The sequence below is a fragment of the Geodermatophilus sp. SYSU D00691 genome, assembly GCF_054050275.1.
The window spans coordinates 85,908-106,421 of record NZ_JBJGYZ010000011.1; the positions used below are offsets into that span (position 1 = coordinate 85,908).

The 20,514-nt window shown below is 75.4% G+C and carries 23 protein-coding genes and 1 pseudogene; 9 read left to right on the plus strand and 15 right to left on the minus strand.

Translation table 11 applies throughout. The features are described 5' to 3' along the window. The first annotated feature begins 41 nt into the window (after positions 1-41). Together ACI797_RS10615 and phaZ are read left to right on the plus strand one after the other, a co-directional pair. Positions 42-1,889: a PHA/PHB synthase family protein gene (locus ACI797_RS10615; RefSeq protein ID WP_456858570.1), complete on the plus strand. Its 1,848-nt coding sequence runs from the start codon at positions 42-44 to the stop codon at positions 1,887-1,889. After that, a complete protein-coding gene (gene phaZ, locus ACI797_RS10620) occupies positions 1,873-2,715 on the plus strand; it encodes a poly(3-hydroxyalkanoate) depolymerase (RefSeq protein ID WP_456858571.1) in 843 nt (280 codons plus the stop codon). Before ACI797_RS10615 ends, phaZ begins: the two co-directional genes overlap by 17 nt. Before the next feature lies 1 nt (position 2,716). Here phaZ and ACI797_RS10625 read toward each other — a convergent pair whose 3' ends face one another. Next, entirely contained in the window at positions 2,717-4,102 is a 1,386-nt protein-coding gene (locus ACI797_RS10625; protein WP_456858572.1) for a neutral zinc metallopeptidase, read from the minus strand. A gap of 107 nt (positions 4,103-4,209) precedes the next feature. Here ACI797_RS10625 and ACI797_RS10630 point away from each other — a divergent pair, with 107 nt between their 5' ends. Continuing rightward, positions 4,210-4,791, plus strand: coding sequence for a copper resistance CopC family protein (locus ACI797_RS10630; protein WP_456858573.1), 582 nt, complete (start codon positions 4,210-4,212; stop codon positions 4,789-4,791). Here ACI797_RS10630 and ACI797_RS10635 read toward each other — a convergent pair. From ACI797_RS10635 to ACI797_RS10655, 5 genes are all read right to left on the minus strand, one after another. Next, the gene (locus ACI797_RS10635; RefSeq protein ID WP_456858574.1) at positions 4,742-5,530 is read right to left on the minus strand and encodes a putative protein N(5)-glutamine methyltransferase; all 789 of its coding nucleotides are present in this window, start codon (positions 5,528-5,530) and stop codon (positions 4,742-4,744) included. The two genes, ACI797_RS10630 and ACI797_RS10635, sit on opposite strands and share 50 nt — an antisense overlap. 100 nt (positions 5,531-5,630) lie before the next feature. After that, the gene (locus ACI797_RS10640; protein WP_456858636.1) at positions 5,631-6,176 is read right to left on the minus strand and encodes an EAL domain-containing protein; all 546 of its coding nucleotides are present in this window, start codon (positions 6,174-6,176) and stop codon (positions 5,631-5,633) included. A 152-nt stretch (positions 6,177-6,328) separates the two neighbouring features. After that, positions 6,329-6,790, minus strand: a complete 462-nt coding sequence (locus ACI797_RS10645) for a GNAT family N-acetyltransferase (protein ID WP_456858575.1) — start codon at positions 6,788-6,790, stop codon at positions 6,329-6,331. Continuing rightward, positions 6,787-6,990: a hypothetical protein gene (locus ACI797_RS10650; RefSeq protein WP_456858576.1), complete on the minus strand. Its 204-nt coding sequence runs from the start codon at positions 6,988-6,990 to the stop codon at positions 6,787-6,789. The genes ACI797_RS10645 and ACI797_RS10650 overlap by 4 nt, the downstream gene beginning before the upstream one ends. Before the next feature lie 12 nt (positions 6,991-7,002). Further along, positions 7,003-7,410 (minus strand): ArsI/CadI family heavy metal resistance metalloenzyme, encoded by a 408-nt coding sequence (locus tag ACI797_RS10655; RefSeq protein ID WP_456858577.1) that lies wholly within the window; start codon positions 7,408-7,410, stop codon positions 7,003-7,005. A 118-nt stretch (positions 7,411-7,528) separates the two neighbouring features. Between ACI797_RS10655 and ACI797_RS10660 the strand changes: the two genes are divergently transcribed. Next, entirely contained in the window at positions 7,529-7,885 is a 357-nt protein-coding gene (locus ACI797_RS10660; protein ID WP_456538503.1) for a metalloregulator ArsR/SmtB family transcription factor, read from the plus strand. A 57-nt stretch (positions 7,886-7,942) separates the two neighbouring features. Next, on the plus strand, positions 7,943-8,137 hold the full coding sequence (locus tag ACI797_RS10665) for a hypothetical protein (RefSeq protein ID WP_456858578.1): 195 nt from the start codon (positions 7,943-7,945) through the stop codon (positions 8,135-8,137). On the opposite strand, the gene ACI797_RS10670 is transcribed toward ACI797_RS10665, so the two are convergent. Together ACI797_RS10670 and ACI797_RS10675 are read right to left on the minus strand one after the other, a co-directional pair. Beyond that, a complete protein-coding gene (locus ACI797_RS10670) occupies positions 8,104-9,339 on the minus strand; it encodes an acyl-CoA dehydrogenase family protein (protein ID WP_456858579.1) in 1,236 nt (411 codons plus the stop codon). The two genes, ACI797_RS10665 and ACI797_RS10670, sit on opposite strands and share 34 nt — an antisense overlap. 102 nt (positions 9,340-9,441) lie before the next feature. Then, the gene (locus ACI797_RS10675; RefSeq protein ID WP_456858580.1) at positions 9,442-10,365 is read right to left on the minus strand and encodes an AraC-like ligand-binding domain-containing protein; all 924 of its coding nucleotides are present in this window, start codon (positions 10,363-10,365) and stop codon (positions 9,442-9,444) included. A gap of 121 nt (positions 10,366-10,486) precedes the next feature. On the opposite strand from ACI797_RS10675, the gene ACI797_RS10680 reads away from it, so the two are divergent. Next, a complete protein-coding gene (locus ACI797_RS10680; protein ID WP_456858581.1) occupies positions 10,487-12,820 on the plus strand; it encodes a heavy metal translocating P-type ATPase in 2,334 nt (777 codons plus the stop codon). 66 nt (positions 12,821-12,886) lie between these two features. On the opposite strand, the gene ACI797_RS10685 is transcribed toward ACI797_RS10680, so the two are convergent. From ACI797_RS10685 to ACI797_RS10700, 4 genes and pseudogenes are all read right to left on the minus strand, one after another. After that, on the minus strand, positions 12,887-13,507 hold the full coding sequence (locus ACI797_RS10685) for a hypothetical protein (protein WP_456858582.1): 621 nt from the start codon (positions 13,505-13,507) through the stop codon (positions 12,887-12,889). A 247-nt stretch (positions 13,508-13,754) separates the two neighbouring features. Next, positions 13,755-14,138 carry a hypothetical protein gene (locus ACI797_RS10690; protein ID WP_456858637.1) on the minus strand — a complete coding sequence of 128 codons (384 nt, stop codon included), beginning with the start codon at positions 14,136-14,138 and terminating at the stop codon, positions 13,755-13,757. 28 nt (positions 14,139-14,166) lie between these two features. After that, positions 14,167-14,798 (minus strand): annotated as a pseudogene (locus ACI797_RS10695) (DUF4442 domain-containing protein); the annotation flags it as partial. An 8-nt stretch (positions 14,799-14,806) separates the two neighbouring features. Further along, complete coding sequence (locus tag ACI797_RS10700) at positions 14,807-15,745, minus strand: DMT family transporter (protein ID WP_456858583.1); 939 nt, start codon at positions 15,743-15,745, stop codon at positions 14,807-14,809. Between the two features lie 72 nt (positions 15,746-15,817). Between ACI797_RS10700 and ACI797_RS10705 the strand changes: the two genes are divergently transcribed. Further along, positions 15,818-16,771 (plus strand): LysR family transcriptional regulator, encoded by a 954-nt coding sequence (locus ACI797_RS10705; protein WP_456858584.1) that lies wholly within the window; start codon positions 15,818-15,820, stop codon positions 16,769-16,771. Here the strand turns inward: ACI797_RS10705 and ACI797_RS10710 are convergent. After that, positions 16,741-17,001 (minus strand): hypothetical protein, encoded by a 261-nt coding sequence (locus ACI797_RS10710; RefSeq protein ID WP_456858585.1) that lies wholly within the window; start codon positions 16,999-17,001, stop codon positions 16,741-16,743. The genes ACI797_RS10705 and ACI797_RS10710 overlap by 31 nt on opposite strands. A 178-nt stretch (positions 17,002-17,179) precedes the next feature. Between ACI797_RS10710 and pstS the strand changes: the two genes are divergently transcribed. Continuing rightward, positions 17,180-18,250, plus strand: coding sequence for a phosphate ABC transporter substrate-binding protein PstS (gene pstS, locus ACI797_RS10715; protein WP_456858586.1), 1,071 nt, complete (start codon positions 17,180-17,182; stop codon positions 18,248-18,250). A 13-nt stretch (positions 18,251-18,263) separates the two neighbouring features. Here the strand turns inward: pstS and ACI797_RS10720 are convergent, their stop codons facing one another. Beyond that, positions 18,264-18,839 carry a hypothetical protein gene (locus tag ACI797_RS10720; protein WP_456858587.1) on the minus strand — a complete coding sequence of 192 codons (576 nt, stop codon included), beginning with the start codon at positions 18,837-18,839 and terminating at the stop codon, positions 18,264-18,266. A 49-nt stretch (positions 18,840-18,888) separates the two neighbouring features. Further along, positions 18,889-19,248, minus strand: a complete 360-nt coding sequence (locus ACI797_RS10725; protein WP_456858588.1) for an MmcQ/YjbR family DNA-binding protein — start codon at positions 19,246-19,248, stop codon at positions 18,889-18,891. 324 nt (positions 19,249-19,572) lie between these two features. Here ACI797_RS10725 and ACI797_RS10730 point away from each other — a divergent pair, with 324 nt between their 5' ends. Then, positions 19,573-20,460: a sulfite exporter TauE/SafE family protein gene (locus ACI797_RS10730; RefSeq protein ID WP_456858589.1), complete on the plus strand. Its 888-nt coding sequence runs from the start codon at positions 19,573-19,575 to the stop codon at positions 20,458-20,460. Positions 20,461-20,514: the final 54 nt, after the last annotated feature.

Sequence of the window (20,514 nt, forward strand, 5' to 3'; positions counted from 1 at the left end):
TGGTTCAGTGGCTGGGGTCACACGAGCACAGGGGGACCGCCATGACGCAGGTCGCGCCACGGGAGCGCGCCGGCCGGGACGCCGGGGGTCGGGCCGACGGCCGGGCCCGCGCCGGCACCACCGACGCGACGACGACGGAGGGCCGCGAGGCCGCGGCGGCCGCGCCGGAGAGGCCGGAGAAGTCCGCGGGGAGGCCCGCGGCGCCGCCCGACGCCCCCACCGAGGCCGCCGAGGCCGTCACCGGCCTCGACATGGTGCTGGTCGACGGCGCCCGCGGGCCGCTGCGCCGCTTCGTCCCCCCGGCGCGGACGACGCTGTCCTTCGCCCGGGCGCTGGCCGGCAAGCCCGACGTCGTCGGCAAGAGGGCCCGCTACCTCGTCCGCGAGCTCGGCCGCATCGGCGTCGGGCGGTCGGAGGTCGCGCCGCACCCCAAGGACAAGCGCTTCGCCGACCCGGCGTGGAGCGGCAACCCGCTGCTGCAGCGGCTCATGCAGGCGCACATCGCCACCGCCCAGACCGCCGCCAAGCTGGTCGAGGACGCCGACCTGGGCTGGCAGGACGAGGAGCGGATCCGCTTCACCCTGACCAACGTCGTCGACGCCCTGGCGCCCAGCAACACCCCCCTCAACCCGCTGCTCTGGAAGGCGGTCATCGACACCGGCGGCAAGAACGCCGTGCGCGGGGCCCGCCGCATGCTGCGCGACCTGGTCGCCCCGCCGCGGGTGCCCTCGATGGTGGAGCCGGACGCGTTCGCCGTCGGCGAGGACCTCGCCGTCACCCCGGGCGCCGTGGTGTTCCGCAGCGACGTCTTCGAGCTGATCCAGTACCGGCCGGTCACCGAGCAGGTCCGCGAGGTGCCGCTGGTGATGGTGCCGCCGACGATCAACAAGTACTACATCGCCGACCTCGCCCCCGGCCGCAGCATCGTCGAGCACTACGTCGGCGCCGGCCAGCAGGTCTTCATGATCTCGTGGCGCAACCCCGACGAGCGGCACGCCGACTGGGGGCTGGACACCTACGGGCAGGCGATCCTCGACGCGATGGACGCCGTCGAGCGGGTGACGGGCAGCCGGCGGGTGGCGCTGCAGGCGTTCTGCTCCGGCGGCATCATCACCGCGATGCTGCTGGCCCACCTGGCCGCCACCGGCCGCCAGGACCGGATCGCGGCCGCCAGCTTCACCGTCACCGTCCTCGACTGGGCGCGGGCGGGCACCGTCGGCGCGCTCATGGACCCCGAGGCCGTCCGCGAGGCCGTCGAGAAGTCGCGGAAGAAGGGTTACCTCGACGGCGCCGCGCTGGCCGAGGTCTTCGCCTGGCTGCGCCCCAACGACCTGGTGTGGAACTACTGGGTCAACAACTACCTGCAGGGCAAGCCGCCGGCCGCCTTCGACATCCTCTACTGGAACGCCGACACCACCCGGATGAGCGCGGCGCTGCACAAGGACTTCATCGAGCTGGCGATCGCCAACGCGCTGACCGAGCCGGGCGCCGCCACGATGCTCGGCACCCCGGTCGACCTCTCCGCCGTCGACGTCGACACCTACGTGACCGCGGGCGTCGCCGACCACCTCTGCCCGTGGCAGGCCTGCTACCGGACGACGCAGCTGCTCGGCGGCGAGAGCCGGTTCGTCCTCTCCACCAACGGCCACATCGCCTCGCTGGTCAACCCGCCCACCAACCCCAAGTCCACCTTCCAGGTCGCCGGTTCGACCCCGCCGGACCCCGACGAGTGGCTGCAGCGGGCCGAGACGGTCAAGGGCTCGTGGTGGCCGGACTTCGCGAGCTGGCTGGGCGAGCGCTCCGGGGAGCAGATCCCGGCACCGGACCGCCTCGGGGGCGACCTCGAGGTCCTCGCCGACGCCCCGGGGACCTATGTCTTCGACAAGTAGCCGGCCGGCCGGCCGCCCACCCGAGCGGGTACGCACCCTCACCGCGGCCGGCCGCACGCTGCGGGTGGCCGTGCGCCCCGGCACCGCCGCCGACGTGCCGCCGCTGCTGCTCATGAACGGCATCGGCGCCAGCCTCGAGGTGCTGCAGCCCTTCGTCGACGCCGTCGACCGGCGGCGCACCGTGATCCGCTTCGACGTCCCCGGTGTCGGCGGATCGCCGCGGCCGGTCGTGCCGTACGTGCTGGCCACGTTCACGCCGGTGGTCGCCGCGATGCTGACCGAGCTCGGCCACGACGACGAGGTCGACGTCCTCGGCCTGTCCTGGGGCGGCGGCCTGGCGCAGCACTTCGCCATCCAGCACCGCCGGCGGGTGCGCCGGCTGGTGCTGGCGGCGACCGGCACCGGCACGCTCATGGTGCCGGGCCACCCCAAGGTCCTGGCGCGGATGCTCACCCCGCGGCGGCACCGCGACCCGGACTACGCGCGGTCGATCGCCGGTGAGCTCTACGGCGGCACCGTGCGCACCGACCCCGAGCGGGCCGCCCGGGCGCTGCACGCGGCGACCCGGCTGGGCCCCAAGCGGGGCTACTACTACCAGCTGGCCGCGGGCGTCGGCTGGAGCAGCCTGCCGTTCCTGGGGCTGATCAAGCAGCCGACGCTGGTGGTGGCCGGCGACGACGACCCGATCATCCCGTCGATCAACGCCCGGCTGATGGCCCGGCTGATCCCCGACGGCCGGCTGCACCTCTACCGCGGTGGCCACCTGGCGCTGATCACCGAGGCCCGCACGCTGGCGCCGGTGATCGACGACTTCCTCGACTCCTGACCTAGAGCCCGCAGGCGGCGCCGCCCTCGACGAAGCCCTGGCGGAAGTAGTCGACGAGCTCGAAGCCGGACAGCCCCGCGTCGGGCAGCACGCTGCGCATCGTGGCGTACTGCAGCAGGACGACGGCGGCCTCGTCGACGTCCCCCGGCGAGATGGTCACCGGGGCGCCGTCGACGGTGCCCAGCGACAGCTCGCGGGCGTACCAGCCGGCGGCGCAGACGACGCTGGTGACGGCGTCGGGGTCGCCGGTGGACAGCCCCCGCTGCGCGCGCACGGCGAGGCCGTAGGGCAGCGCCAGGAGGGTGTCGACGGCGAAGTCGCCGACCTCGTCGTGCGCCGGCTCGAGGAGGTCGGTCGTGTCGTAGCGCACCGAGCCGTCCTCGGCGCAGTACTGCAGGTCGAGCTCCTCCCCCTGGCCGCTGCACACCATCCCGTCGCCGTCGGCGGCGCGCAGCTCGGGGGGCGCGAACTCCCCGCCGAGGGCGGGGGTGCTCTCGAAGCCCACGGCGAAGGCCTGCTGCCAGAAGAGGGTGAGGGTCTCGTCGACGGAGTCGAGGCTCTCGTCGAAGGGGAGGTTGCCCATGTTCGCCTCCTCCGTGCCCTCGTCGAACTCGTCCTGCGTGTAGAAGCGCGTCGAGTCGAACGCCGCGCAGGCGGCCGCCCCGTCGGCGTAGCCCTCCTGGAACGCCGAGAGCTGGTCGAACAGCGAGCCGTGCGCCCCGTCCTCCTCCTCCGAGGTGCCCGCGGGGTCGCCGAAGTACAGGTAGCCGAGCAGGTAGGGGTCCAGCGCCGGGGCGCGCACCGTGAAGTGCCGCGAGTTGCCGTCGACGACCCAGCGCGTCCAGGCGCCGGCGAAGCACTCGGCCTGGGTCTCGATGACGATCGACTCCTCGTCGATGCCGGCGTGACCCTGCACGGCGTGCCCCATCTCGTGGGCCATGATCTCGGCGATCACGAACGGCCCGTACTCCTCGGCGAGGTCGGCCATCCAGGCCCGGTCGAAGAAGATCGCGTCGTCCGGCGGGCAGTAGAAGGCGTTGCCGGCGAGCTCCCCGACATCCCGGTCGAAGCAGCCGCTGTCGGGCAGCTCGTCGTCGCCGGTCTCGGCGGGGTCGATCGACCAGAAGCCGCCCTCGACCGTGCCGAACTCCTCGCCGAACACCTGGGGGAAGACCTCGTCCCAGAAGGCGAGGACGTCGGCCAGGGAGTTCCGGGCGATCCGGTCGGTCTCGCCGTCGCCGGCCAGGCCGACGGTCAGCTCCGCGTCGCTGACGTCGGTCCGCAGTCCGTTCTCGGGTGCCGCGGCGCCGACCACGGTGGAGGTGCAGCCGGTGAGCAGGACGGCGCCGAGCAGGGCCGTGCAGAGCCGGGACAGCGGGGCGGGCATCGGTTCCCTCTGGTCGGGCGGACCCGGAGGGCGGTCCGTCTCGACGCTGGAAGCTGCCTGCTCGCGCCGCCGTCGTCAATGACCCGGGCCCCGGTACGGTGCGCCGGGTGTCGGGAGCCGCACTGGTCCGCCGGTCCGCCCTGCTCGTGGTCGCCGTCCTGGCCGTGCTGCTCGGCGGCGCGACGTCGGCGCGGGCGCACACCGAGCTGGCCGCCTCGACCCCGGCCGACGGCGGCACGGTGACCGGGCCGCTGCCCGCCGTGGAGCTGACGTTCAGCGGGGCGGTGCTGACCCGGCAGGTCACCGTGCGCGGCCCGGACGGCGCCGACGTCACGACCGGCCCGGCGAGCGTGGCGGGCGCGGTGCTCACCCAGCCCGTGTCGCTGGGCGCGGCCGGGACCTACACGGTCGACTACGGGGTGACCTCCTCCGACGGGCACGACGTCGACGGGTCGCTGACCTTCACCTACGCGCCGCCCGCCACGTCCGCCGCACCGTCGCCCACGCCGGAGACGACCCCGGAACCCGCAGCGCCGTCGCCGGCCGCGCCGAGCGAGGCGGCCGCCGAGAGCGACCCCGGTGGGCTGCCGGCCTGGCTGCTGGTCGGCGGCGCGGCGGTCCTGGTCGGCGCCGTTCTCCTCATCCCCTGGCGGCGCCGGTCGCGCGGCCGAGCGGGCGGGTCCCGATGACGACGGTGGCCTCGCCGTCCTCGTCGGCGACGACCCGGGCGGTCAGCCCGCCGGCGGCGAGCACCGCCACCGCCGCGGGCGCCTGGTCCGCGCCGGTCTCGGTGAGCAGCGACCCGCCCGGCGCCAGCCAGCCCGCCCCCTCCGCGGCGACCCGCCGAAGGACGTCGAGCCCGTCGCCGCCGCCGTCGAGCGCGCCCGGTGCCTCGTGCAGCCGCGCCTCGGCCGGCATCAGGGGCAGCGCGGCGGTGGGCACGTAGGGGACGTTGGCCAGCAGCACGTCGACCCGGCCGCGCAGCTCGGCGGGGAGCGGGGCGAACAGGTCCCCCTCGAACACCCGCCCCCCGGCGGGCTCGACGTTGCGGCGGGCGCAGGCCACCGCGGCCGGGTCGATGTCGGCGGCCGCCAGCGCGACGCCGGGCCGGGCGGCGGCCAGGGCGAGCCCGAGCGCTCCGGAGCCGCAGCACAGGTCGAGGACGACGGCGGACGGCGGGGTGAGCGCCACCGCCCGGTCGACGAGGAACTCGGTGCGCCGGCGCGGGACGAAGACCCCGGGCGCCACCGCGATCCGCAGGCCCCGGAACTCCGCCCAGCCGAGCACGTGCTCCAAGGGCTCGCCCGCGACCCGGCGGGCGACGAGGGCCGCGAGCTGCGCGTCGGTGGCCGCCTCGGCCCGGAGCAGCGCGGCCTCCTCCTCGGCGAACACGCAGCCGGCCGCGCGCAGCTGCTCGACGACCGTCACGGGGCCAACCTAGGTCGCGCGACACCACCGGGTGACGGACCGGAGCGGTGTCCGGCCGGCGCGACACCGCTCCGGGGCGACACCGGGTGCCCTCCGCTGCCTAGGAGGCGGCGCCCGCCGCCTGCCGCAGCAGGGCCCCGGCGTCCGCCGCCGGCATCGGCCGGTGCAGCAGGTAGCCCTGGGCGTGGTCGCAGTCCTGCGCACGCAGCGCCGCCAGCTGCGCCGGCTCCTCCACGCCCTCGGCGACGACGGTCAGCCCGAACGTGTGCGCCGCCCGGATGATCAGCGCGACGAGGTCGTGGTGCCCCGGCTCCGTCGAGGAGATGAAGCTGCGATCGATCTTCAGCGTGTCGACCGGCATGTGCCGCAGCTGGCCGATCGAGGTGTAGCCGGTGCCGAAGTCGTCGAGCGCGATCGCCACGCCCATCCCCCGCAGCGCGGCGAGGTGCGCGAGGGCCACGGGGTCGTCGACGAGCACCGTCTCGGTCACCTCGAGCACGAGCAGCTCGGCCGGCAGGCCCGAGGCGTCCAGCGCGTCGCGCACGTCGGCGACCACGCGGCGGTCGGCGAGGTGCCGGCCGGAGACGTTCACGGCGATCGTGGGCTCGGGGCCGCCGTCCGCCGCCCCGGCCGCCCGCCACAGGATCCGGCCGGTCCTGAGCCGGAACTCCTCCGCCGGGGGGAGGCGGGCCGCCGGTCCCGGGTGCCCGGCGGCCCTCGTGGTCGCGCCGGGTCAGCAGCCGCAGTCGCAGCTGGCGTCGGTGCAGTCGGGGTCGCAGCAGTACGTCGGCACGCTCGTCACCTCCCTCCTCCGGTCGGGGGTCGCAGCAGGGCGTGCGCGGAGGCGGGGCAGGCGCCGCGAAGCTCCGCGGAGGCGCCCAGCGCGGGGGGCAGCTCCTCCCGGGGCACGACGACGAAGCCGAACCGCGGGAACCAGTTCGCGGCCGACTCGGTCAGCAGCGCGACCGGCGCGCCGGCGGCATCGACCGGGGCCAGTGCGGCGGTGACGAGGGCCGCGCCGAGGCCGGTGCCGCGCCGCCGTTCGGCGACCGCGGCCGAGCGGAGGAGGAAGGCGGTGGCCGGCCCGTCGCCGTGCCGCTCGAGCGCGACCGTGCCGACGACGTCGCCGTCCTCCTCCGCGACCAGCACCTGGGTCGCGCCATCCAGCCCGTCGAGCGGCAGGCCGGAGGCGGCGACCAGGGCGTGCACCGCGGGCAGGTCCGCCGGGACGGCGGGGCGGACGACGGCGTCCCGCATCATGCCGGGGCGCAGCAGGGCGTGCCGGCGGACCGGGCGGTGCGCAGCCGGTCGACCGCGGCCGCGGCGCGGCGGGCGGCGCGCGCCCACGTGCTCGGGCGGCAGCAGCGGGCGAGCGCGGCCAGCCGGGCGGTGTCGGCGCGGCGCTGCAGCTCGGCGCCGCGCTCGTCGGCGATGACCTGGGCGACGTAGAGGGTGCTCATGGTGGGTCTCCTTCAGCAGCAGGCGGGTTCGGCGGTGTCGGCGGAGAAGGTCGCGCTGTCGGCCAGGACGGTGTAGACCTCCCAGCGCTCGCCGCCGGGGGTGCCCTCCACCCAGAACTTGTCCTGCCTCGCGTAGCAGCAGGTGGTGCCGCGCTCGTCGGTGGAGGCCAGGCCGAGCGCGGCCAGCCGGGTCTGCTCGGCGTCGACGGCGTCGGGCGAGGCGACCTCGATGCCCAGGTGGTTGAGCGTGCCACCCTGCCCCGGGTTCTCCAGCAGCACCAGCTTCAGCGGCGGGTCGGCGATCGCGAAGTTGGCGTAGCCGGGCCGGGTCTTGGCCGGCTCGGTGCCGAAGAGCTTGGCGTAGAAGGCGGTGGCCGCCTCGACGTCGTCGACGTTGAGCGCGAGCTGGACGCGGGACACGGGGACCTCCGGGGACTCGGGGCGGACACATCGACCGCCGTCGATACGAGAGGTTGCCCGGAACATCGACAGCTGTCAATATGTTCGTGGGAGCGAGTTCGGACGGCGAGGGAGAGCCATGACGGTGCGAGAGCTGCCGGTGCTGGAGCAGCCGGACGTCCAGGCGTGCTGCGCGCCGCTGGCGGCCGTCCTGCTCACCGAGCCGGACGCGCAGACGCTCGCCCGCCAGTTCGCCGCCCTGGCCGACCCGGTCCGGCTCCGGATCGTCTCGCTGCTCGCCACGGCGGAGGACGGCGCGGTGTGCGCGTGCGACCTCGTCGACCCGGTCGGGCGGAGCCAGCCGACGGTCTCCCACCACCTGAAGGTCCTGGTCGAGGCGGGGCTGCTCACCAGCGAGCGGCGGGGGCGCAACATCTGGTACGCCGTCGTGCCGGCCGCGCTCGAGGCGCTGCGGGGAGCGCTGGCGACCCGCTGACCGCCGGTCACCGGCTGTCCGCTCGACGGCCGGCACGCGGCCAGGTGGCATCAGCGTGTGATCACGACGGGCTGCGGCGAGACCTGCCCCGTCTTCCCCGGCCGGCGCTACGAGGACTGGCCGGTCGAGGACCCCGCCGGCCAGGACCTGGAGACCGTGCGCCGGATCGTCGACGACATCGACGCACGGGTCCGGCACCTGGAGGGCGAGCTGACCGGTCAGGCCATCCCGGAGGCGGCCAGCGGGTCGTAGCCGGGGCTGCGCAGCAGCTCGTGCAGCTGGCGGCGCCGGACTCCGACGTTGCTGCCCTCGATGATCGGGTAGGCCAGCGCGTCGGCCAGCGCCGACATGATCGGGAAGCGGCGGTCGTAGGCCTGGACGCCGACCACCTTGACCAGGTCGTTGACCACGTCGACGCCGGTCTCGGAGCCGAACACCTTGGCGTGCAGCGCCATCTCCAGCGCCGACGGGTGACCGGACAGGACGGCGTCGAGCGCCCGCCAGCCGAGCAGCCGGACGGCCTCGATCCGCCCCTTCGCGTCGGCGAGCACGTCGGCCACGGCCTGGTGGTCGAGGATCGGCACCGCACCGCCGCGCTTCTCCGTGCGCGCGAACCGGTAGGCGATGTCGAACGCCCGCCGCATGGCCGCGACGGCGAAGACGGCGATCGAGGCGCCGCTGCCGAGGAAGGCCGCCCGGGTCAGCGCGACCCCCTGCCCCTCCTCGCCGATCAGGTTCTCGCGCGGCACGCGGACGTCCACCAGCCGGATGCGGGAGGTCAGGCAGCCGCGCAGGCCGAGCAGGTCGTAGTGCTCCTCGACCTCGACGTGCCCGGCCAGGTGCTCGCGCTCGGCCACCAGCAGGGACACCCCGCCCGGGGTCCGGCAGACGATGGTCATCACGTCGGGGCCGTCGCCGTCCCACCCGGACAGGTGCGACGCCCACGCCTTGCGCCCGTTGACCACCCACGAGTCGCCGTCGGGGACGGCGGTGGTTCGGGTGCCCTCCGCCGGTGGCGGGGCGTCGAAGTTGGCGCTGCCGCCCGGCTCGCTGTACGCCATGGCGGCCAGCGGCGCGCCCGTGTCGGCCAGGAACGGCGCGACGAACCGCTCGATCTGCGCGGGGGTGCCCGCCTGGTACACCGGCACGAGGGCGATGAGCGGGCCGGCCATCGAGATGACGAAGTCGGGGCTGTGCACGGCCCACTCCTCGATGAAGATGCCGGCGTCCACGCCGCTCGACGCCGTGCCGCCGAACGGGGCCGGGATGAAGCCCTTGAGGAACCCCGCGGCGACCGCCTCCTCGAAGACCGGGCGGGCGAGCAGCGCCCGCGCGAGCGGGTCGGGTTCGGCCCGGACGGCGGCGGCGAGACCGGCCAGGCGCTCCTCGGCGAACTGGCGGGCGACGGACTTCAGCTTCTCCTGTTCCGGGCTGAGCAGGAACGAGACGGTCATCGCGGGTGCCCTCCTCGGTGTCGGCGGACCGCCTCCCAGCGTGGGCCTGCGGCGGGGGCGCGTCTCGGCCGTGCGCGCAGGCTCCCCGTGCCGTTCGTGCACCTACCGGCCGCGCACCTCCCGCGGGCTGGCGCCGAACCGCCGGCGGAAGGCGCGGCTGAACGCCGTCGGGTCGTCGAAGCCGTGGGCCGCCGCGATCTCGGTGACCGTCGCGGGGACGCGGCCGTCGGCGAGCAGGGCGGCGCACGCGTCCAGCCGCATCGCGCGGACCGTGGCCGCGAAGGAGTCGCCGCCGTCGGCGAAGGCGTTGTGCAGCGTCCGCGGGGAGACGGCGAAGCGGCGGCAGACGCTCGTCACCGACAGCCCGCGGTCGGTCAGGTGGTCGCGCACGTGCTGCAGGACGGCGGCGCGCAGCGCGGCCCGCCCGGGGACGGCCGGCTCCCACGGCGCGGTCGTGGCCGCGACCGCCGAGGCGAAGGACTGCTCCAGGTCGCGCAGCGCGGCCGGCGGCGTCGCCTCGTCGACCTCCCAGAGCGCGCGCATGAGGGCGGGCACGACCGCTCCCACGCCCGTCCCGCCGATGCCCGTGCCGGTCCGGGGCGAGCGCCCGGCCAGGCGCGACCGCAGCTGCTCGTGCGGCACGCGGAAGGAGAGCATCCGCCACTCGCGGTCGAAGTCGAAGTGGTACGGCGCCGTGGTGTCGACGACGACGAACTGCCCGGGCCCCACCACCGACTCGGCATTCCCCTGGCGCGTGCGGCACCGCCCCGTGAGCTGCAGGTTCACGAAGTAGAACGCACCGTCGGTGGCCGCCACCTCGCTCGGGCCGTGGTCGGTGGCCTGCGGCTGGGACCAGATGCGCGCCCGGTTCACCTCCCCGAGCGGGCGGGTCTCCACCGTCGCGGCGAAGCCGGGCCTCCGCTCCAGCCGGCGCGGGGTGAGGGGCACGAAGGCGCGGCAGATGACCTCGTGCCAGTAGTCGAACTGCTCCGTCTCGGGCAGCTGCGTCCCGTCCCAGATCGGCATCGCCACCTCCGCCGGCCGTTCCGCCGAGGATCGCGGACCCGGCGGGAACAGGGAAGGCCGCCGGGCCCTTGCGTATACCCCCTAGGGGTATTACCTTCTCGCGTCGACGGAGGAGGAAGACATGAGTCGCACGACTGCTGTGCTCGAGGTCTCCGGGGTCCAGTGGGCCTCGTCGAAGGTCGTGGCCGAGCAGGTGCTGGGCCGGCGTCCCGGGGTGCTGGACGTCGAGGCGAACCCGGTCGCCCAGACCGCCACCGTCACCTACGACGACGACCGCACGTCGGTGGCCGAGCTCTCGGCCTGGGTCCGCGACTGCGGTTTCCACTGCGCGGGGCAGTCGGTCCCGGCGCACGTCTGCGACCCCGCGGCCGAGCCGCACGCCTCCCGCGCTCCGGAGCACGAGGCGATGGGCCACGGCGGGCACCACGGCTCGATGTCGATGGACGACATGGTCCGCGACATGCGCAACCGGTTCCTCGTGGCCGCCGTCCTGTCGATCCCGATCCTGCTGTGGTCGCCGATCGGGCGGGAGGTGCTGGGCTGGGAGGTCCCGGCGCCGTTCGGGCTGCGCGACGACGTCTTCTCGTTGCTGCTGTCGCTGCCGGTGGTCTTCTACTCGGCCTGGATCTTCTTCGAGGGCGCCTACCGGGCGCTGCGGGCCAGGACGCTGGACATGATGGTGCTGGTCGCCGTCGCCGTGGGCGCCGGCTGGCTCTACAGCGTCGCCGTCACGCTGAGCGGCGGCGGCGAGGTCTTCTACGAGGCCGCCTCGGTGCTGACCGCGTTCGTGCTCCTCGGCCACTGGTTCGAGATGCGGGCGCGCGGCGGGGCCAACGACGCCATCCGGGCACTGCTCGAACTGGCCCCCCCGCGGGCGGTCGTGCTGCGCGACGGCGTCCCGGTGGAGGTGCCGACCGCCGAGGTGGTCGCCGGCGACCTGCTGCTGGTCCGGCCGGGAGCGAAGGTCCCGGTCGACGGCACGGTGGAGGACGGCGAGTCGGAGGTCGACGAGTCCATGGTCACCGGCGAGAGCCTGCCGGTGCCCAAGACCGCGGGCTCGGCGGTGATCGGCGCCTCGGTGAACACGACCGGCACGCTGCGGGTCCGCGCGACCCGGGTCGGCGCCGACACCGCGCTGGCGCAGATCGTGGCGCTGGTCCAGGAGGCGCAGAACTCCAAGGCACCGGGGCAGCGGCTGGCCGACCGGGCGGCGTTCTGGCTGGTGTTCGTGGCGCTGCTGGGCGGTGGGGCCACGCTGGTGGCCTGGCTGCTGTCGGGCGCCTCGTTCGCCACGGCGATCCTGTTCGCCATCACGGTCGTGGTCGTGACCTGCCCCGACGCGCTGGGGCTGGCCACGCCGACGGCGATCATGGTGGGCACCGGCCTCGGCGCGCGCCGCGGGGTGCTGGTCAAGAACGCCGCGGCGCTGGAGGCCGCCGCCCGCATCGACACCGTCGTCATGGACAAGACCGGCACCCTGACCCGGGGCGAGCCCGAGGTCACCGACGTGGTCGCCGACGGTCTGGACGAGGACGACCTGCTGGCGCTGACCGCCGCGGTGGAGCGGGAGTCGGAACACCCGCTGGCCACGGCCGTCGTCCGGTACGCCGAGACCCGCGGCGTGGCGGCGCCGACCGCCCGGGAGTTCCGCAGCGTCACCGGGCACGGCGCGAGCGCGGTGGTCGGCGGCCGGCGGGTGCTCGTGGGCAACGCGGCGCTGATGGCCGGCGAAGGGGTCGACGTCGGCGCCCTGGGGGCGCGGCGCGACGAGCTGGCGGGCGCCGGGCGGACCGCCGTGCTGGTGGCCGTCGACGGGCGCGCCGTCGGGGTCGTCGCCCTCGCCGACGCGGCCCGCGAGACCTCGGCCGCCGCGGTGCGGGAGCTGCGGGACCTCGGGGTGGAGGTCGTGATGCTCAGCGGCGACGACGAGGCCACCGCCCGCCGCATCGCCGACCAGCTCGGCATCGACGCCGTCGTCGCCGAGGTGCTCCCCGGTGACAAGGCGGAGCAGATCGCGCAGCTGCAGCGGGCCGGCAAGCGGGTCGCCATGGTCGGCGACGGCGTGAACGACGCGCCGGCGCTCGCCCAGGCCGACCTCGGCATCGCGATCGGCGCCGGCACCGACGTCGCCATCGAGACCGCCGACGTCGTCCTCGTGCGGTCCGACCCGCTCGACGTCCCGATCGCGCTGCGGATCGGCCGGGCGACGGTGCGCAAGATGCGGCAGAACCTCGCGTGGGCCGTCGGCTACAACGCCGTCGCGCTGCCGATCGCGGCCGGGGTCTTCGCGCCGGCGTTCGGCCTGGTGCTGCGGCCGGAGATCGCGGCGCTGACCATGTCGGGGTCGAGCTTCCTGGTCGCGGTGAACGCGCTGCTGCTCAAGCGGCTGCGGCTCCCGGAGGCGCCGGCGACCGCGGCGGACACCAGCCCGCGCCCCACCCCCGTCGCCCGCTGAACCGTTCCCGGCCGGGGCCTCGCGCTCCGGCCGGGAACTCGCGGGGCGCGCCCTGCGCGCCGGGGCTCAGGCCGACCGCACCACGTGACCGCTCCCGCCGTCCAGCGCCTCGAGGGCGAAGCCGCGCAGCGCGAGGAGATCGGCGAGGGCGCGGTTCATCACCTGCTGGGCGAGGGCGTCGGCGGCGGCGCCGTGCACCTGGTCGACGCTCATCCGGTCGTGCTGGCGCCAGGTGACGACGATGCCGCCGAGCGCCGGCTCGGGCGTCAGGCACGCCCCGCCGAGCGGAGCGGCCGCACCCGTGGCGTCGTGCAGCGGCAGGCCGGCCTCCGCGACCGCCGCGGCGACCTCGACCACCAGGGTCGTCAGCGGGTCCTCGTCGGCGATCTGCGCGTCCCGGTCCTCGGGCAGCCGGTCGAGCTGCTCGCCGAGGTGGGCCAGCCACGCCCAGTCCTCCGGCGAGGGCCGGCGGCTCAGCCCGCCGTCGGCCCGGCGGTAGCCGTAGGTCGGGACGGCGCCGTCCACGCCGCAGGTCGCGGCCGCCCACCGCGCCTCGGCCCGGTCCGGGAAGGGGCCGGCGACCAGCCGGCCGGGACCGCCCTCCTCGTCCACGACCAGCCACCAGCCCTGGCAGGCGACACCGCCGAGGACGACCTCACCGCTGGACAGACCACCCGCGTAGCTCACCGTTCACCGCTCCATCCCCACCGCCGCGTCCGTGCGGCAGTGGCAGAAACGTAGGGCCGCGCGCGTGTGCCGCACGCCACTCACGACCGGCCGCAGCGGCCGCGTTCCCGAATCGTTGCGGGACCGCCGATGCCGGACGACGACCCGTCCCCTGCGTCGGCCACTTGTCGACAGGAACGGCGTTCCCGCAGCGTGGCACGCCGGTCGTGGCGGTCGACGACCTCCGACGACGCCGTCCCCCGGCGTGTCAGGGCGGTCCGCAGCCCAGCACCGCCGCCACGGCGGCCGACAGCTGCGCGCGGGTCAGCTCGCGCACGCACCCGGCGCGGATGTCGGGGAACAGCAGGGCCTCGGGCAGCCGGACGACGCAGGTGGTGACGACTTCCCAGAGGCCGCGGGCCAGCTGCCGGAGCAGGTCGACCAGGCGCCCGTCGAGCGCGCGGAGGTCCGCGGCCAGATCGGTGGGCAGGGCGTCGGTGAGCAGGTCGTCGCGGCGGACCGAGACCAGCTGCCGGGCCGCGGCGAGCTCGCGCTCGGCAAAGCGGGCCGGGGCGTCGGCGGCGGCCTGGACGGCCCGGACGGCGTCGGGCTCGCGTGCGGCCGCTGCGGACTGCACGGCGAGGAACTGCACCGCCCGGCGGTGCCAGCGACCCGAAGGCGTGGTAGATGCTGCCGTTCGACGCACCGGACCGGTCGGCCAGCGCCCGCACGGTCAGGCCGGTGCGGCCGGTCTCGAGGAGCAGCTCCTCGGCGGCGTCGAGGACGGCCCCAGGCGCGTGCAGCCTCCGCCGGGGCACCGACCGCCGCCTCCTCGCGCCGCTTCGGGGAGACCCACCTGGTGATGTCGGCGTGCACGACCACCCGGCCGCCGGTGTCGACGACGTCGACGGGACGACCACCTCCCGCGACCCGCCCTCGGCCAGATCGGGGAGGTCCGGCACGGTGGCGACGGCGCGCAGGTCGGTCTCGGCCTTGGCGAGGTAGGCGACCGCCATGCCCTTGGGGATCCAGCGGTGGCTCGCCGGGAGCGTGGCCTCCATGGTGGTGCCGGCCGCCAGCTCGGCGAGGGTGCAGCAGGCGATGGCGTGGACGTGCCGATGTGGTTGCGCACCGCGCGGCGGTTGCGCGCCCGCACCTCCCCCCTGCCCGGCGCCAGGCTGACGAACCGGGAGCGGACGCTGCGGAAGCACGGCGCCTTCCACGTGATCGCCAGGGAGAACAGGTGCCTCCCGAGCGGCTTCGGCTCCAGCCGCTCGTACAGGTCCAGCACGGGGGCACGGTGCTCAGCCATGCGGGTTGTTAGAGCACGCGCTCCAGTTCCGCGCTGCGGGCCGGTGCCGGCGCCGTCGTCCGCCCGGCGCGCAGCTGGAGGACGGCGACGGACGACAGGACCAGCAGCCCCCCGAGCAGCTGGACCGGGGTGAGGAACTCCCCGAGCACGACCGCGGCCAGCGCCGCCGTGACCACCGGTTCGAACGTCGAGAGGATCGCCGCCGTGGCGGCACCGGTCCGCCGCAGGCCCGCGAAGAAGGCGAGCATCGCCACGACGGTGGACACGACCGCGATGCAGGCCAGCCACAACCACCCCGCGGCCGCGAACCCGAGGTCGACGCCGCCGGTCAGCAGCGCCTTGCCGGCGAGCGCCAGCGAGGCGCCGGCCATCACCAGCGCGGACAGCACCACCGGCGGCATCCGGTGCACGACGGTGTCGGCGACGAGGATGTAGACGGTGTAGGTGACGGCGGTCCCGACGGCCATCGCCACCCCGAGCGGGTCGAACCGCAACCCGCCGGCCCCGAGCAGCACGAGCAGCGTCCCGCCCGTGGCGGCGGCGAGCGCGGCCGCCCGCCCGGGCGTCAGCCGGTCACGGCCGAGGAGGACGGCGCCCAGCGTGACGAGCAGCGGATAGCTGTAGAAGAGCAGCGCCAGCAGCGAGGCGTCGATCCGCTCGAGGGCGGAGAAGTAGAGGCTCGCCTGGGTCGCGTACCCGATGGCCCCCAGGCCGAGGGCGGTGAGCACCAGGCCCCGGGCGCCCGGGCCGGCACCCGCCGACGGGGCCGGGCGGCCGGCGCGCAGTCCCGGCCGGGCCAGCAGCAGCGCGCCGAGCAGGACGGCCGCCAGGGAGAAGCGGACCAGGACCAGCGCGGTCGGCGAGACGCCGGCGTCGTAGGCGAGCTTGCCGAAGATCGCCATCGCGCCGAAGCACGCGGCCGACAGCAGGCAGAGGAGCGGTCCCACGCCTCCAGGGTGCAGCGGGCGATCCATCACGTCCAGTGACGATTCTTGGACCTGATTCGTAAGATGTGCTGCATGATCGCCGTGGACCTGCGCCGGTTGCGGATGCTGCGCGAGCTCGAGGAACGCGGGACCCTCGGCGCCGTCGCCGCCGCGCTCGGCTACACGCCGTCCGCGATCTCGCAGCAGTTCGCCGTCCTCGAGAAGGAGGTCGGCGCGCGGCTGCTGGAGCGGGCCGGCCGCGGGGTGCGGCTGACCGATGCCGGTCGCCTGCTGGCGCAGCACGCGGGCGTGCTGCTGGCGGCCGCCGAGGCGGCACGGGCCGACCTGGCCGCGCTGACCGGCGAGGTCCGCGGCACGGTGCGCGCCGGGGGGCTGCAGTCGGCGACCCGCCACCTGCTCATCCCGGCCGTCGCGCGGCTGATGTCCGGGCACCCGCGGGTGCGCCTGGAGATCACCGAGCTCGAGCTCGAGCAGGCCCTGCCCGAGCTGCGGCTCGGCGCGCTGGACCTGGTGGTCAGCGACGAGTACGACGGCCACCCGCGCCCCCGGCCCGCCGGGCTCCGCTTCGAGCTGCTGCACGAGGAGCCGCTGCGGCTGGCGCTCCCGGCGGCGCACCCCTCGGCGGCGAGCGGCCGCCCCGTCCCGATCGGCGACCTGCGCGACGCCGTCTGGACCTCGTCGGCGGTCGGGACCGGTCACCACGCGATGGTCGTCGGCACCTGCCGCTCCCTGGGCGGCTTCGAACCCGACCTGCGGCACCGCTCGAACGACGCCGACGTGCAGCTCGAGCTCGTGCGCCGGACCGGCACGGTGGCGCTGATGCCGGCGCTCACGCTCCCGCCGGAGGACCCGGCGCTGGCGGTCCGGGACGTCGCCGACGCCGCCGTGGGTCGCCGGCTCGTCGTCGTCACGCGGGAGGGCCCGACGGCGCCGGCGCTGCGGACCGTGCTGGCCGCGGTGTCCGAGCAGGCGCGGGAGCTGCCCCGCGCGCCGGGTCAGGACCGGTCGTCGGCCCGCACGTCGTGACGCCGGGCGGCCTCCGGCGCGGCCAGCTGCACGAGGCACTCGGTGAGCCGGGCGACCAGGCCCGCGATCTCGGCCGGGGCGAGCTGCACCGTGCCGGCGCAGGTGTCGTCCTTCCAGACGCTCAGGGTGAGGAAGCCCTCGTCGGGGTGCGCGGTCGCCCGCACCGCCCGACCGTCCTCGCGGACGTCGCCGGCCCAGCGGCTGGTGGTGGGCAGGGGGACGACGGTCACGCCGTCCACCCTGCCCCCGGGTGCGGAACCGGACCGGCACGCGGCACGGGCGAGCCTGCGAGAACCGGCGCGCCGGAACTGGCAGATGTCGACAACCACCGCGTCCCGCACACTGGGGCGGGAGCGGCCGAGCGGCGGGAAGGCAGCAGTGGGGGTACGGGCCAGGATCGCGGGACTCGTGGGCGTGGCCGCCGTGGCCGGCATCGTCGTCTTCGCGGCCAACTACGTCCCGCCGAACGAGCGCGGCAGCGCGGCCGCTGACGGCCCCCGGCTGACCGGCACCCTCGTCGGGGCCGGGTCCAGCGCGCAGCAGGCGGCGATGCAGGGCTGGACCGCGGGGTTCAGCGCCGTGCAGCCCGACGTCGACGTCAGCTACGACCCGGTCGGCTCGGGCGGGGGCCGCGAGCAGTTCCTGGCCGGCGGCCTCGACTTCGCGGGGTCGGACGCCGCCCTGGACGACGAGGAGCTGGCGCAGGCCGCGCAGCGCTGCGGTCCGGACGGTGTCTTCGAGCTGCCGAACTACATCTCCCCCATCGCGATCGTGCACAACCTCGAGGGCGTCGAGCAGCTCAACCTCTCGCCGGCGACGGTGGCCGGGATCTTCACCGGCCGGATCACCACGTGGCGCGACCCCGCCGTCGCCGCGGACAACCTCGAGGTGGCCCTGCCGGACCTGCGCATCACCGCGGTGCACCGCAGCGACGAGTCCGGGACGACGCAGAACTTCACCGACTACCTCGCCGGCGCCGCACCCGAGGCGTGGCCGTACGAGCCGGACGGGAGCTGGCCGTTGGAGCAGGGCGAGTCCGCCCAGGGCAACTCCGGTGTGGTGGCCGCCGTGGGCGGCGGGGAGGGCACGATCGGCTACGCCGACCTCAGCCAGGTCGCGGACCTCGGCGTCGTCGCCGTCGGGGTGGGCGGCGGGTTCGTGCGCCCGTCGGCCGAGGCCGCTGCCGCCGTCGTGTCGAACTCACCCCGGGCCGAGGGCCGCGGGGAGCACGACCACGTGATCGAGATCGAGCGGGACACCGAGGGATCCGGCGAGTACCCGATCGTTCTCGTCAGCTACCACATCGGGTGCCTGCGCTACGACGACGCGGCGCTGGTCGAGCGGCTGCAGGCGTTCCTCACCCACGTCGTCAGCGAGGAGGGCCAGGGCGCGGCGGCCGAGGTCGCGGGATCGGCGCCCATCCCCGAGGGGCTGCGCGACCAGGCGATGGCCGCCATCGAGGCCGTCTCGGCGACCTGACCGCACCTCGTCCTCAACCCGAGGCGGGCGGGCGTGCGAGCGGACCGTCCGGTCCCTGCACGGCGCGCACCTGCGCGGCGATCACCGCGACCGGGCCGCCACCGCCGTCGCGCACCGCCCGCCACTCCTGCTCGGCCTCGGCGTCGTTCAACCGCGACGGCGCCCAGCCCAGGAGCCGGGGGTGCTCGTCCACCGGGAGCGCGACCGACCCTCCGTCGGCCGTCGCGATCCGGAGCTCCCACTCGACCCCCGTCTCGTGATCGGCCTCGTGGTGCATCGCGACGGAGACGACATCGGCCAGCTCGACGGTGCGCCAGCCGAGCAACCGGCCCGGGTGGACCAGCTGGGACGACGTGAGCACCGTCCGGTGGGTGAGCTCGCGGGCGTGGCGGACAGCGATCAGCGCGAACAGGACGATCACGGGGCCCACGATCACCAGCCCCCACGGCGACGCCGGGGCCAGCAGCGCGACGATCACGGCGATCCCCACGGCGCACCCGGCGTAGACCCCGGCGAGCAGCCGGGCCCTGGCACGCGGGGCGATGGTGGTGATCAGCTCGTCACCTGCGCGGACGGGGGCCCTCGGCACGGTGCGCCATGCTGCCGGAACGCAGGCCGGGGTGGGGGCCGGGCGGGCCTCAGCCCGGGCCGAGCGGGTGGACGAGGTCGTAGGCGCGGGAGACCTTGGCGGGGACGACCATCCGCCAGGCGTCGACGACGAGCTCGCGGGCCTCGCTCGGATCGAGCGCGGCGAGGGCGGCGTGCACCCAGTGGAACCTCAGGTCCGACGCCGCCGGCAGGGAGAACTTGTGCGGCTCGCCCCGCACCAGCGCCTCCCGCTCCTCCTTGGGGAACGCGAAGCCCATCACGCTCTCGTCCGGGGAGAACGCCACGTAGACGAGCTGCCCGACGCGGAACTTCAGCCGGCCGCGCACGTACACCTCGTACGAGCGCTCCAGCCCGGCGCCCAGCGGCCGGACGTCCTCGATCACCGCCATGTCGCTCCTCCTGCGTCGCGCACACGAGGGTGACCGCGACATCGGGCCGGAGTCATCGGTCACCCGCCGTCCACCGTGCCGTGGGTGGGCCCCGTGGGGATGGAACCCGCAACCCGCGGATCGACAGCCTGCCCGAGACGCTCCTCTGGCGTGGGCCTTCGTCCCGCACGTTCGGTGCCACCCGGGAAGACACCGTTGGGCATCGATGGCGGGTAACGGTCAGGAGCGGCCCGCCTGTGGGCGTCCTGTGGGCGCCATGGCCACTGATCCGAGGTCCCGTTACGGTCCCGCCGTGACGTCTCCTGCTCGACCGCGTCGGTAGCCGTGGTCGGCCCTGGTCCGGCCCCGGAAGGGGAAGCCGCGGGAGCCACGATCACGCGCTCGCCGATCGCCGCCTTCGCCACGGGGGCGGGCATCGGCGTGCTCGGGGGGATGATCGGCCTGGGCGGGGCGGAGTTCCGGCTGCCGCTGCTCATCGGGCTCTTCGGCTTCATCGCACTGCAGGCGGTGATCCTCAACAAGACCATGAGCCTGATCGTGGTCGTCGTCGCCCTGCCGGCCAGGCTGGCGGCCGTTCCGCTGCCGACGATCGCCGCCCACTGGGAGGTGATCGTCAATCTCCTCGTCGGCAGCCTCGTGGGCGCGTACCTGGGAGCCACCTGGGCGACCAGGATGCGGTCCGCCGTCTTGTACCGGGTGCTCTCCGCGCTCCTCGTGCTCATCGCGGTGGCTCTGGCGGCCGATCACCTCGGGACCGTGCACGCGCTCGGCCTCACCGGCTGGGGGCGGTTCCTCGTCGGACTGGCCGCCGGTCTGGCGATCGGCGTCGTCGCCGCGCTGATGGGCGTCGCAGGCGGCGAGCTGCTGATCCCGACGATCGTGCTGCTCTACGGCGTCGAGCTGAAGCTGGCCGGGAGCCTGTCCCTCGCGGTATCCCTTCCGACGATGCTCGTGGCCTTCGCGCGGTACAGCCGGGACCAGAGCTTTCGGGTCGTCCGCGCGAACGGGCGGTTCGTCCTCGTGATGGCCGCCGGCTCGATCGCCGGCGCCGTCGCCGGCGGCCTGCTGCTCGGCGTCGTGCCGACGGGCGTGCTGATTCCGGTGCTCGTCGCACTGCTGCTGGCCTCGGCCGTGAAGGTGTGGCGACACCGCTGGTCCACCGTGGCGGCGGCAGCCGGTCCCGGGTGCCCGGCGCCTCCATGCATGCCCTGATCAGCAGTCGCAGTCGCACTCGCAGGCCTCGTCACAGCTGTCGGGGTCGCAGCT